This window comes from Corallococcus sp. CA049B, from assembly GCF_003611685.1.
In the GTDB taxonomy this organism is placed as follows: domain Bacteria; phylum Myxococcota; class Myxococcia; order Myxococcales; family Myxococcaceae; genus Corallococcus; species Corallococcus coralloides.
Genome location: NZ_RAWC01000099.1, coordinates 19,142 through 30,591, shown reverse-complemented (window position 1 = coordinate 30,591; position 11,450 = coordinate 19,142). Strand labels below are relative to the sequence as shown.

The 11,450-nt window shown below is 72.3% G+C and carries 10 protein-coding genes; 5 read left to right on the top strand and 5 right to left on the bottom strand.

Annotated features, from left to right (window positions below; all coding sequences use genetic code 11):
- Positions 1-168 precede the first annotated feature (168 nt).
- Entirely contained in the window at positions 169-618 is a 450-nt protein-coding gene (locus tag D7W82_RS21810; RefSeq protein ID WP_120620189.1) for a hypothetical protein, read from the bottom strand.
- A gap of 92 nt (positions 619-710) precedes the next feature.
- Here D7W82_RS21810 and D7W82_RS21805 point away from each other — a divergent pair, with 92 nt between their 5' ends.
- Together D7W82_RS21805 and D7W82_RS21800 are read left to right on the top strand one after the other, a co-directional pair.
- Positions 711-4,331, top strand: coding sequence for a tetratricopeptide repeat protein (locus tag D7W82_RS21805; protein ID WP_120620188.1), 3,621 nt, complete (start codon positions 711-713; stop codon positions 4,329-4,331).
- A gap of 52 nt (positions 4,332-4,383) precedes the next feature.
- Complete coding sequence (locus D7W82_RS21800) at positions 4,384-4,731, top strand: hypothetical protein (protein WP_120620192.1); 348 nt, start codon at positions 4,384-4,386, stop codon at positions 4,729-4,731.
- A gap of 5 nt (positions 4,732-4,736) precedes the next feature.
- On the opposite strand, the gene D7W82_RS21795 is transcribed toward D7W82_RS21800, so the two are convergent.
- Genes D7W82_RS21795 through radC form a run of 3 tightly spaced genes read right to left on the bottom strand, consistent with a single transcriptional unit; the run spans position 4,737 to position 7,867 of the window.
- Complete coding sequence (locus tag D7W82_RS21795; protein WP_120620187.1) at positions 4,737-6,794, bottom strand: ATP-dependent DNA helicase RecQ; 2,058 nt, start codon at positions 6,792-6,794, stop codon at positions 4,737-4,739.
- Positions 6,795-6,845: 51 nt separating this feature from the next.
- Complete coding sequence (locus tag D7W82_RS21790; protein WP_120620186.1) at positions 6,846-7,106, bottom strand: DUF3006 family protein; 261 nt, start codon at positions 7,104-7,106, stop codon at positions 6,846-6,848.
- Complete coding sequence (radC, locus tag D7W82_RS21785) at positions 7,106-7,867, bottom strand: DNA repair protein RadC (protein ID WP_120620185.1); 762 nt, start codon at positions 7,865-7,867, stop codon at positions 7,106-7,108. Before radC ends, D7W82_RS21790 begins: the two co-directional genes overlap by 1 nt.
- Before the next feature lie 362 nt (positions 7,868-8,229).
- Between radC and trxB the strand changes: the two genes are divergently transcribed.
- Genes trxB through moaC form a run of 3 tightly spaced genes read left to right on the top strand, consistent with a single transcriptional unit; the run spans position 8,230 to position 10,856 of the window.
- Entirely contained in the window at positions 8,230-9,195 is a 966-nt protein-coding gene (trxB, locus tag D7W82_RS21775) for a thioredoxin-disulfide reductase (RefSeq protein ID WP_120620191.1), read from the top strand.
- Positions 9,196-9,231: 36 nt separating this feature from the next.
- Entirely contained in the window at positions 9,232-10,419 is a 1,188-nt protein-coding gene (locus D7W82_RS21770; RefSeq protein WP_120620184.1) for a PLP-dependent aspartate aminotransferase family protein, read from the top strand.
- On the top strand, positions 10,416-10,856 hold the full coding sequence (gene moaC / locus D7W82_RS21765) for a cyclic pyranopterin monophosphate synthase MoaC (RefSeq protein ID WP_043321173.1): 441 nt from the start codon (positions 10,416-10,418) through the stop codon (positions 10,854-10,856). Before D7W82_RS21770 ends, moaC begins: the two co-directional genes overlap by 4 nt.
- Here the strand turns inward: moaC and D7W82_RS21760 are convergent.
- A complete protein-coding gene (locus D7W82_RS21760) occupies positions 10,853-11,431 on the bottom strand; it encodes an NUDIX hydrolase (RefSeq protein ID WP_120620183.1) in 579 nt (192 codons plus the stop codon). The genes moaC and D7W82_RS21760 overlap by 4 nt on opposite strands.
- Positions 11,432-11,450: the final 19 nt, after the last annotated feature.

Below are 11,450 nucleotides of genomic sequence, written 5' to 3'. Positions count from 1 at the left end.
GCGGGGAGGTTGGCACCCGCATTGCTCTAGAGACCAGGCAACACGGCGGGGTCGCAGCGGGCCGGAAGTACCGCGCGACATCGTCACCCTGGTAGGGGGTTCCATTGGGGAACCCTCGACGCCCATCGTCTCGGCCGGCCCCGAGACGGTGGGCGACTTTTTTGCGGGCTACGGAGACGGCGCTGGCGGTGCCTCCCGTGGCTCCAGCTCACCCGCGAAGGGACCGGACTGCTGCTGCTCCAGCAGCCAGACGCCGTCCCGGAAGATGAACTCCGAGGTGACGGTGTCGTTCTGCTCGGTGACGGAGGGCAGGCGCATCCACTGGATGCGGCTTTGGACGGTGGCGCGGCGGCCGTCCTCGGCGAGCTTCACGTCCTCGATTTCGTAGTCGGTGACGGTGAGGTCGCGGTCGTCGTGGAGCTCGCGGCGCTTGCTGTCGAAGTCCTTGCGCTCCTCGGGGACGAGGAAGGTGGACAGGGCGCGGTAGTTCCTCCAGCGCAGGTTCTTGTGGAAGCCCTCGACGACGGGCTTGAGCGCTTCCAGGTCCGACTTGGGAGGGGTGTGGGCACAGGCCCCACCGAGGACCAGGGCGACCATCAGGGCAGACAGGCGTTTCATGGCCGCGACGCTACCAGCCGCTGGGCGGAACGGACGAGGGCAGTGGTATGGTCCGCGCTCCCCCGCTTAGCGCACCGGAGTCGCGACTCAACATGGCCAAGTCGATGGTGGAGCGTTACGAGCAGCTCCTCCGGCAGGACCCGACCTCTTCCGTCTTCGTGGAGCTGGCGAAGGCGTTGCTGGAGAAGGGAGACGCGCAGCGCACCATCGAGGTGTGTACGCAGGGCATCTCCCACCACCCCACGTCCACCGTGGGCCGGGTGCTGTGGGGCAAGGCGCTCATCCAGCTGGGGCGGCCCGCGGAGGCGATGGAGCAGTTCGACCAGGCCATCGCCATCGAGCGGGACAACCCGTACGCCTACAACCTCATTGGCGACGTGCTCCTGCAGCGCGGGCTGTACCGCTCCGCGCTGCCGATCTTGCGCAAGGCCGTGGCGCTGCAGCCCAACAACGGGCGCGTGAAGCAGTGGTTGGATCAGGCCCAGCAGGCGCTGTCCGGTGGACCGGCGCCCATCTTCGAGGACCTGGGCGTCCTGGCGACCCCCGCGGCCGCGCCGGAGGAGGATGCGCCGGAGCCGCCTGCTCCGGAAGCGGCCCCGTCCGCGTTCGAGGCGCGTGCCGCCGCGGCGGCGGGTCTGGAGCCGCGTCGCGCTGCCCGGACGGAGACGCCGGCGGGCGGAACGGATGCGCAGGCGGCCTCCAGGGTCGCCTCCGTCGAGGCGCATGGTGGACCCACGGCGCCCGTCGGGACGCCGGTGCCGGAGGACGCGCAGGGCCCCGGCCCCGTGGAGGCGGGTGAGCAGGACGCGTCGCGCGGCGGCCCGGTGGATCCGGGGCAGGAGCCTGGGTCGGGGCGCGAGCATGCGGTCAGCGGTCCGTCGGATCCGGGCGCTGGAGCGGATCCGGCGAGCGAAGGCGCTTCGGCCGCGGTCCAGGAGCCCGGTTCGGGTGACCCCGCGGATCCGGCGGCTGGCGACGGTGCGCCGGCGGAGCCGGAGCAGGGCTCGGAGGTTCCTCCCGCTCCCGTGCAGGCGGCGGATCCAGGGGCCTCCAGTCGCGGGCGCAGGTCCGGGATGCTGGCGGATCTCCCCGACGCGCCTCCCGAGGATGAACCCTCCGCGTCGCAGGGCGGGGGACTGCTCGGGGACCTTCCTCCTCCGGAGACGGGGCGGGCTCGCGCGGCCGCGCCGGTGACTCCGGCTCCGGTCGCTTCGGGTGGCAAGCGCTCGCTGCTGGACGACATCCCGGACGCGACGGAGCTGGCGGCGGCCGCGGCGCGCAACAAGGCGGCGGCGAACGCGAAGGAGACGGAGGCGCTCGCGGCGAAGTACGAGCGCGAGATGCACGAGAAGATCGCCAAGGAGCGGGCGAAGCAGTCCCTCCTCGAGCGCTATGGCGCGAAGACCGTGGCGCTCTTCGTGGCCCTCATCTTCCTGGGCGCGAGCGCGGGCTTCTTCATCCTCTACCGCTCCCGCCAGGGTGGCCAGACGCTGTCGGAGACGCTGGAGCTCGCGAAGCGCGCCGTGGCGCAGGACACGGGCGCGTCGCTGGATGAAGCGCTCCGCCAGCTCGACCGCGCGCGCGACATGGACGAGGCGAGCCCCGCCGCGTGGGCGCTCGCGGGCTACGCGCACGCGCTGCGCTACCTGGACCACGGCGCCAGGGCGGACGACCGCCGGCTCGCGCTGGAGGCGCTGGAGAAGCCGGGCGTGAAGGACGGCTTCAACGGCCTGGTGCTGGCCACCAACGCGCTCGTCGCCGACGACCGGGCCCGCGAGTCCGCGAACCGCGCGCTGCTCGCCTCGCAGGACGACGTGACGGAGGTGCACGCGCTCGCGGGCAGCCTGCTCATCGCCGCCAAGGACGAGAAGAAGGCCCTGGACCGCTTCGACCGCGCGCTCAAGGCTTCGCCGGGCAACGTCCGCGCGTTGGTGGCGCTGGGCAACTACTACCTCGCCTCCGAGGACTTCGCGCAGGCGCTGGAGATGTTCAAGCGCGCGCGCGACGTCTCCAAGGAGCACGCCGCCGCCCGCATCGGGATGGCGGAGAGCCGGCTCGCGCTGGAGCAGGACCTGGACGCGGCGCTGGCGGACGTGGCGCCGCTCGCGCAGGACGCCAAGGTGCCCCCCGCGCTCCAGCCCCGTCAGCAGCTGGTGCACGGCGAAATCCTGTCCGCGCTGGGCAGGTACGACGAGGCGCGCACCCTGCTCTCCAAGGGCACGCAGGGGCCGCTGGCCATGGACTTCCAGCTGGCGCTCGGGGCCGCGGGCCGCGCGGCGGGCAAGCTGGAGGCCGCGCAGCAGGCCTATGAAGCCGCGCTGAAGCTACAGCCCAAGAGCGAGGCCGCGAAGGAGGGCCTGGGGCGCACGCTGCTGGACCGCGACCGCGAGAAGGACGCCCTGCTGCGGCTGGAGGCCGACGGGGGCCGCAAGGTGTCGCTGGTGCGGGGCGCGGCGTACGCGCGGCTCGGGGACTGGAAGCGCGCCCGCGCGGAGCTGGGAAAGACGCGCGTGAACGACCGCTATCCGCCGGAGGCCGTCGTGTGGCTCGCGCTGGCGGACGCGCACGAGGGCAACGCCGCCCAGGCTCGCGACGTGCTGGAGAAGGCGGTGGCGAAGAAGCCCCGCACGGACCTGCGCGTGGCGCTGGGACAGGTGTACTGGCGCGAGCGCGCGCTCGACAAGGCGCAGACCCAGTTCGACGAGGCGATGAAGGACCCGCGCGACTACGAGGGCGCGTGCTCGCTGGGGCGGCTACTCCTGTCGCGCGGCCTGCCGGACATGGCGCTCAAGCCGCTGACGCAGGCGGTGGAGCGCAACGGCGCGCACGGCGAGGCCCGCGACGCCCTGGGGCGCACGCTCCTGGCGCTGGGCCGCACCCCGGAGGCGCTGAAGCAGTTCGAGGCGTGGCAGCTGGACAACCCGGGCAGCGCGGCCGCGCAGAAGGGCTTCGCGCTGGCGCTGTACCAGTCCGGCCGCCGCAAGGAGGCGGAGGGCGCGTCCGGCCGGGCGGTGAAGCTGGCGCCGGACGACGCGGAGGGGCAGCGGCTGCGCGCGGCGCTCCTGTTCGCCAACGGCGACGCGAAGGGCGGCTTCTCCGCGCTGGAGCGCGCCAACAAGCTGGACTCCAAGGACCCGGACACCTTCTGCGAAATCGCCCAGGCGTTCCTGCGCCAGGGGCAGGTGGAGAGCGCGGACGCGGCCTTCGCGGCGGCGCGGCGGGAAGGGCCGGACGCGACGTGCGGCCGCGTGGGCGAGCTGTACACGCAGCTGCCGGGCGGTGGCCGTGGCGCGGCGCGCACGCTGAAGGACCTGGCCGACAAGGCGCCCACCGTCTGGGACAAGGCCTTCGCCCAGGTGACGCTGGCGCGCGTGCTGCTGGGCGCCGGGGCCGTGAAGGAGGCCCGCGCGGCGGCGGACGAGGCAGTGAAGCTGGCCCCCTACAACGGGCGCGCGTACCTGGCCCTGGGCCTGGTGGCCTTCAAGCAGCGCCAGGAGGCCCCCGCGCGCGAGGCGCTGGCCAAGGCCGTGGAGCTGGAGCCCACGGACGGCCTGGCGCACCTGGCGCTGGCGGACGTGCTGGTGCGCGAGACGGCGGAGCTGCCCCGGGCGGTGGAGGCCTACGAGGCCTTCCTCAAGCTCGCGGGGGGCGCGCCGGAGGCGAGCCGGGTGAAGAAGGCCCTTCCGCTCCTCAAGCGCCGGGCGTCGCGCTAGCGTGGTCGACGTGAGCGACCCGCGGCCCCCGTCCTCCCCCCTGCTGAAGGTCATGTGGGGCAACGCCTTCCTGCTGTCGGTGCTCTACCTGCTGACGGGCATCGTCGTGGAGTCCATCCGGCGGCGGTACCACGCGCCCTTCTTCGAGCGCCTCTCCATGGCGCTCGACTCGCTGCCGGCGCGGGCGCTGGAGCTGGTGCGCGCCATGGAGCCGCTGCGCGAGGCGTACTTCAACGGCCGCATCACCGACCTGGGCGTGCGCGTCGTCTTCGGCCTCGTCACCGTGGCGGTCATCTTCCTGCTGGCCCTGGTCGTGGGCGCCATCATGGCGGTGCTGCGGTGGGCGCTGCTGCGGGCCACGCGCGGCGGCGGTGAAGGCCCCCGGCCCGGCAAGGGCTAGAACGGCTAGCGGCGCGACTTCGCCTTGCGGATGCGCGGGGCCACGGGCGCCGCCTGCGGCTCATGGCCCGCCGCGCGCGCCATCAGGCAGATGTCCACCACCTTGGGGCCGAAGCGCTCCCAGCGGCTCTCCCCGGTGCCCTTCACCGCGAGGAAGGACTCCCGGTCCACGGGCAGCGCGGCGGCCAGCCCCAGCAGCGTCGCGTCGTTGAAGATGATGAAGGGCGGGACGCCCAGGTCCTTCGCCAGGTCCTTGCGCCAGCGGCGCAGCTCCATGGAGGCCAGCTCGCTGTACGCCATCACCGGCGCCCCGGACGCGGCCGGCGCGGAGCGCGAGGCGGAGCCGGACGGCTTGGGCATCATGCTGCCCGCGCACCGGTCGCACTTGCCGCACACCGCCGCCGCGTCCGCCTGCCCGAAGTAGCGCAGGATGAACGCGCGCCGGCACTTCGGCGTGTACGCGTAGTCCGCCATCCGCTTGAGCATCAGCCGGTTGAGCCGCTCCTGCTCGCGCACCCGGGACAGGTCCACCGAGAGCTCGCGGAACGGGACGCGCTCCAGCGCGCGGATGGAGCGCCCCGCGAACGGCCGGCGCACCCGCACCACGCCCGACTTCTCCAGCAGGCCCAGCGCGTGCCGGACGTCGTCCTCCGTCAGCCCCGTGCGCCGCGCGAGGATGGGCAGCTCCGTGGTGGCCTGCCGCCCCACGGGGAAGGTCTCCAGCAGCGAGCGCAACAGCCGCTGGGACTCCGCCGCGTGCGGCTGCGCGCTGGCGGCCTTGTCCGTCAGCGTGATGCCGTACTCACCTTCACCCCGGCCGCCGCGCTCGAGCTTGCCCTCGCGCTCGAAAATCTTGAGGGCGGCGGAGACCTCGAACTCGCTGGCGCCCACCATGCCCGCGAGCGCGTGCACGCCCCGGTCGAACTCCTCCACGGCCTGGAGCTGCGCCCAGATGTCCGACAGCACGGACTCGGACGGGTGGCTGCCCTCGATGAGGCGCTCCTGCGTGTACACGTCCGCGTGGTTGAACAGGAGCACCGCCGTGGCGGGGTTGCCGTCGCGGCCCGCGCGGCCAATCTCCTGGTAGTACGCCTCCACCGCCCGGGGGATGTTTGCGTGCGCGACGAAGCGGATGTCCGGCTTGTCGATGCCCATGCCGAAGGCGTTGGTGGCCACCGCCACCGCCTCCTTCGCGGACATGAAGTCGTCCTGCGCGCGGCGGCGGGCGTCGTCCTCCATGCCCGCGTGGTACAGCACCGCCTTCACCTTGCGCGTGACGAGCGCGGAGTGCATCCCTTCCGCCGCCTTGCGCGTGGAGCAGTAGATGATGCCGCTGCCGCCGCCCTTCGCCGCCAGGCTCGCGCACGCGTCCCGGCGCTCCTCGTCCCCGCTGACGTTCACCACGTCCAGGAAGAGGTTGGGCCGGTCGAACCCCTGGGCGAACACCGCCGGGTCCTTCATCAGGAGCACCCGGACGATGTCCTCGCGCACCTCCGGCGTCGCCGTGGCGGTGAGCGCCACCGTGCGCGGGGGCCGCAGCCGCTTGCGCACCTGACCCAGGAGCGCGTAGTCCGGCCGGAAGTCGTGGCCCCACTGGGAGATGCAGTGCGCCTCGTCCACGGCCAACAGCTCCACGCCCAGCCCGGACACCAGCTCCAGGAAGCTTGCGCTGCGGAAGCGCTCCGGCGCCACGTAGAGCAGCTTGTACTCGCGGGCGCGCAGCTTGCGCAGGCGGTCCGCCCGCTCCACGTCCGACAGGGACGAGTTGATGTACGTGGCCGCGATGCCCTTCGCGGCGAGCTGCTCCACCTGGTCCTTCATCAGCGCGATGAGCGGCGACACCACCAGCGTGATGCCCGGCAAGAGCAGCGCCGGGAGCTGGTAGCAGAGCGACTTGCCCGCGCCCGTGGGCATGACCACCACGGTGTTTCGGCCGCTGAGGACGGAGCTGATGACGGGCGCCTGGCCGGGGCGGAACTCCGACAGGCCGAAGTGCCGCACCAGTCCCTGCTGGGCATCTTCGAGGAAGGGCAGGGACTCCGTCATCGCGCGCATGTTCATCATCCTGGATGGGCCGTCAACGCCAATCCCCTCGTGGATACCGGTGTCCCCGCGTCACAGCTCGAGCCCCGGAGGAAGGGGAACCGCCAGCGCGGCCCGTTTCAACGCCACCTCGCGCCGCAGCGCCTCCGTCCGCTCCGGGTCCAGGCGGCCGTCCACGAGGACGTCTCCCTCGCGCACGCCCGGTGGCAGCCGCCAGCGCTCCACCGTGCATGCCTGCCCGCCGTCGGTCCGCACCACCTGGGCCCGCGTCTCCTCCAGCACCTCCACCTGGAGGGAGCTCGTCCCCAGCCTCAGCAGCACGCACGCCCCCATCACCAGCTCCCGCCCGAGACGCACTTGCGCCGCCCCTCCCGCTCGCTGTCCGGCAGGATGCCCCGCTCCAGCATGGACACGAACGCGCCGTCCCCCACGACGACGTGGTCCAGCAGCTTCACCCCCAATATCCCCGCCGCGCGCGCCAGGTGCTCCGTGAGCCCCACGTCCTGGACGCTGGGCTCAGGGTCTCCGGAGGGGTGGTTGTGCGCGAACACGATGGCCGTGGCCCGCGAGGCGAGCACCGCCGCGAACACCTCCCGTGGGTCCACCGGGCACGCGCTCAGCGTCCCTTCCGCCACCCGCGCGTCCTGCACCAGCACGTTGCGCGGGTTGAAGCACAGCACGTGGAACACCTCGCGCCGGAGCGCGCCCAGCGTGGGCGCCAGGTACGCGTGCACCTCCTTCGGATTGCGCAGCCGGGGCCGCTTCTCAGCAGAGCGCTGCGCGCGCCGTCCCAGCTCCAGCGCCGCCAGCAGCCGGGACGTGCGGGCTGGCCCCACGCCCCGCCGCGCGCACAAGACGCGCGGATCCTCCTGCACCAGCGCCTTGAGCCCGCCTTTCGCCACGCCGTCCGCCGCGTCCCCCAGCCCCTCCGTCCACAGGAGTCCCAACAACTCCAGGTCGGTGAGGGCCTCCGCGCCCAGCCGGAAGAGGCGCTCGCGCGCATCCCCCAATCCCGGGCTTCGCGCCCTCACCGACCTGCCACCCGTGGCTTCCCCTTCGCCCGGCTCCGCCCACGCCTCTCCACCCTGTTCCATCCCGCCTCCGTCCACGCGACGGCGGGCTTGAGCAAGGCATGTGCCCTCCAGGCGCCACTCCTGGACGCCGGGGCAGGGCCCGTCCAGCGGCGCGAGAAGAGGCCCCGTGGCGGGACGGACAGCGATGCTCCACTCGCACTCCTGGCGTGCGAGGAGCCGAGAAGCGCCAGGGCCGCCAGCTAGAAGCGGGGCAGGGGGCGGGCCAGGCGGGCGACCTTGGCGAGCTGGCCCTGGGTCAATCCCTCGAAGAGCGCAACCTTCTTGAGGACAGCGGCATCCATGGGGTCCAGGTTCGTATCATGGCCAGGAAGGCGGCGTCTGTTACCGTCCGGGCCCGTCAACGTATGAGCGCAGGAGGCGCCGTGTCGCAGGACAAGATCCAGAAGGTCACCATCATCGGCTCGGGACCGGCGGGCTACACCGCCGCCATCTACGCGGCGCGCGCCAACCTGGAGCCCATGGTGTTCGCCGGCGGCCCCACCCTGGAGCACCCGCAGCGCGTCCCGGGCGGCCAGCTCATGGTCACCACCGACGTGGAGAACTACCCCGGCTTCCCGGAGGCCATCACCGGTCCGGAGCTGATGGAGCGCTTCCAGAAGCAGGCGGAGCGCTTCGGCACCGTCATCCACATGGAGAACGTCACCAAGGTGGACTTCTCCAAGCGGCCCTTCCTGCTGGAGAGCGAGAGCGGCATGCAGGTGCGCTCGGAGACGGTCATCATCTCCACGGGCGCCACCGCCAAGTGGCTGGGCGTCAAGGGCGAGGACACCTACAAGAACCGCGGCGTGTCCGCGTGCGCCACCTGTGACGGCGCCTTCTTCAAGAAGCAGGACGTGCTGGTGGTGGGCGGCGGCGACACGGCCATGGAAGAGGCCACGTACCTGGCGAAGATCGTCAACCACGTCACGCTCATCCACCGCCGCGACTCGCTGCGCGCGTCCAAGGTGATGCAGGAGCGCGCGCTCAACAACCCGAAGATCTCCTTCATGTGGGACTCCGCGGTGGAAGAGGTCGTGGGCGACGGGAAGGGGATGACGGGCGCCGTGGTGCGCAACGTCAAGACGGGCGACAGCAAGCTCGTCAACGCGCACGGCCTGTTCGTGGCCATTGGCCACACGCCGAACACGGAGCTGTTCCAGGGCATCCTGGAGACGCACCAGAGCGGCTACCTGAAGACGATTCCGGGCAGCACGCGCACCAACGTCGAGGGCGTCTTCGCCTGCGGCGACGTGCAGGACAGCTACTACCGCCAGGCCATCACCGCGGCGGGCACGGGCTGCATGGCCGCCATCGACGCGGAGCGCTGGCTCATCGAGCACGGCGAGTAGTCACTTCCTTTCCGTCCCGAGCGAGACGACACGCGCATGAAGACGAAGCAGAAGACGGTGGCGGTGCACGCGGGCTCCCGGCTCACCGGGAGCAAGGCCGTGCCCGTCATGCCGCCCATCTTCCCGGCGGCGGTGAACTGGTTCGACAGCAGCGACGACCTGTCCGACGCGCTGGACGGAAAGGACTACGCCTACGCCCGCATCAGCGCGCCCAACGCCGCGCTGCTGGAGGAGGCGGTGGCGGCGCTGGAGGGCGCGGAGGCCTGCGTCGCCTACGCCAGCGGCATGGCCGCGCTGCGCTCGCTGTTCGACGCGCAGCCGTGGAAGGCCGGTGACGTGCTGGTGATGCCCACGGACGGCTACGGCGTCACCCGGGCGCTCTACAAGAACCTGTGCGCGCGCTGGGGCGTGGAGCTGCGTCCGCTCGACCAGACGTCCCCGGACGCGCCCGCGCGCATCCGCGAGTGGCGCCCGCGCCTGGTGCTGGCGGAGAGCATCTCCAACCCGCTCTTGCGCGTGCCGGACATCCGCGCGCTCGCGCAGGCCTGCAAGGACGCGGGGGCGGTGTTCGCGGTGGACGCGACGTTCCCGTCGCCCTTCGGTCAGCGCGCGCTGGAGCTGGGCGCGGACTACTCGGTGCAGTCCACGAGCAAGTGGCTCAACGGCCACAGCGACGCGCTGGGCGGCACGGTGAGTGGCTCGAAGGCTCGGATTGATCCGCTACGGTCCGCGCGCATCCTGTCCGGTGACGTGCTGGGCCCCTTCGAGGCGTGGCTCACGCTGCGCGGCCTGCGCACGCTGCCCGTCCGCATGAAGGCCCACAACGAGCACGCCGCCCACGTGGCGAAGCGGCTCTCGGAGTCGCCGCTGCTGGAGCGGGTCATCTACCCGGGCCTCGCCTCCCATCCGGACCACGCGGTGGCGGCGCGGGTCCTGGAAGGCGGCTTCGGGCCCATGGTGGCGTTCGAAATCAAGGGCGCGGGGCAGAAGGAAGGGGACCGGTTCCTGGAGTCGCTGCGCGTGGCGAAGCCCGGGCCGTCCCTGGGTGACGTGGGCACGCTGGTGATGCACGCGGCCAGCGCCAGCGCCCGCCGGATGACGCCCGAGGAGCGCGCCCAGGCGGGCATCCGCGACAGCCTCATCCGCGTGTCCGTGGGGCTGGAGGATCCAGACGACGTGGCGGACGACCTGCTCGCCGCGGTGGCGAAGGGGGCTGGCCGGTGAAGATGGTGGATGTCGGCGACAAGCCGAAGACGGACCGCGTGGCGGTGGCCACCGCGCGCCTGCGCATGCTGCCCGCGACGCGGGAGCGCATCCTCGCGGGGCAGGTGGAGAAGGGTGACGTGCTCGCGGCGGCGCGGCTCGCCGGCATCATGGCAGCCAAGCGCACCCCGGACTTCGTGCCCCTGTGCCACCCCATCGCGCTCGCGGGCGTGGACGTGACGCTCACGCCCGTGGACGAAGGGCTGGAGGTCCGCGTGCGGGTGAAGACGGTGGACCGCACGGGCGTGGAAATGGAGGCGCTCACGGCCGCGTGCGCGGCGGCGCTCACCGTCTATGACATGTGCAAGAGCGTGGACCGCGGCATGGTCATCGAAGCGGTGCAGCTGGACCACAAATCCGGCGGACGCTCCGGCACCTGGGAGCGCGAGCCCGCTTAACGCTTCGCTTCCGCGCGCAGCCGCTCCAGGAAGAAGGCCACCACCACCAGCGAGTGCGTGATGTGGCCTTCCAAAATGAGCCGGGGCAGGTCCGCGCGCGGATGCAGCTCCACGGCGATGTCCTCGCCGTCATCCGGGTCCCCGTCGCTCACGCGCTCGCAGTCCAGCGCCAGGTACGTGTGGCAGCGGTTGGACTGGAAGGCCGGGTTGGGGTGCACGACGCCCAGCGCCTCCAGCCGGCCGGCGCGGTAGCCCGTCTCCTCCTCCAGCTCGCGCGCGGCGGCGGTGGCCGGGTCTTCACCCGGGTCGATGACGCCGCCGGGCGCCTCCAGCGTCGCCGCGTCGATGCCGCAGCGGAACTGGCGCACCATCACCAGCTCGTCCTGCTTCGTCACCGCGATGACGTTCACCCAGTCCGCGCAGTCCATGCGCACGCGGCGGTGCTCCATGTGGGTGCGCGGATCCGCCATCGCGTCCTCGCGCACCTTCACCACCGTGAAGTCGTGCTCCAGCCCCCGGCGCAGGCGCGGCCAGGGCTTCACTTGGGACTTGGGCGACTCGGGCGCGGACGACATTCGACGGGTTCCCTTTCTT

What these genes read in the sequence shown, in the direction of transcription:
- D7W82_RS21810 (WP_120620189.1), bottom strand. Translation starts at nt 618, where the DNA reads ATGAAACGCCTGTCTGCCCTGATGGTCGCCCTGGTCCTCGGTGGGGCC.
- D7W82_RS21805 (WP_120620188.1), top strand. Translation starts at nt 711, where the DNA reads ATGGCCAAGTCGATGGTGGAGCGTTACGAGCAGCTCCTCCGGCAGGAC.
- D7W82_RS21800 (WP_120620192.1), top strand. Translation starts at nt 4,384, where the DNA reads ATGTGGGGCAACGCCTTCCTGCTGTCGGTGCTCTACCTGCTGACGGGC.
- D7W82_RS21795 (WP_120620187.1), bottom strand. Translation starts at nt 6,794, where the DNA reads ATGATGAACATGCGCGCGATGACGGAGTCCCTGCCCTTCCTCGAAGAT.
- D7W82_RS21790 (WP_120620186.1), bottom strand. Translation starts at nt 7,106, where the DNA reads ATGGGGGCGTGCGTGCTGCTGAGGCTGGGGACGAGCTCCCTCCAGGTG.
- radC (WP_120620185.1), bottom strand. Translation starts at nt 7,867, where the DNA reads ATGGAACAGGGTGGAGAGGCGTGGGCGGAGCCGGGCGAAGGGGAAGCC.
- D7W82_RS21770 (WP_120620184.1), top strand. Translation starts at nt 9,232, where the DNA reads ATGAAGACGAAGCAGAAGACGGTGGCGGTGCACGCGGGCTCCCGGCTC.
- D7W82_RS21760 (WP_120620183.1), bottom strand. Translation starts at nt 11,431, where the DNA reads ATGTCGTCCGCGCCCGAGTCGCCCAAGTCCCAAGTGAAGCCCTGGCCG.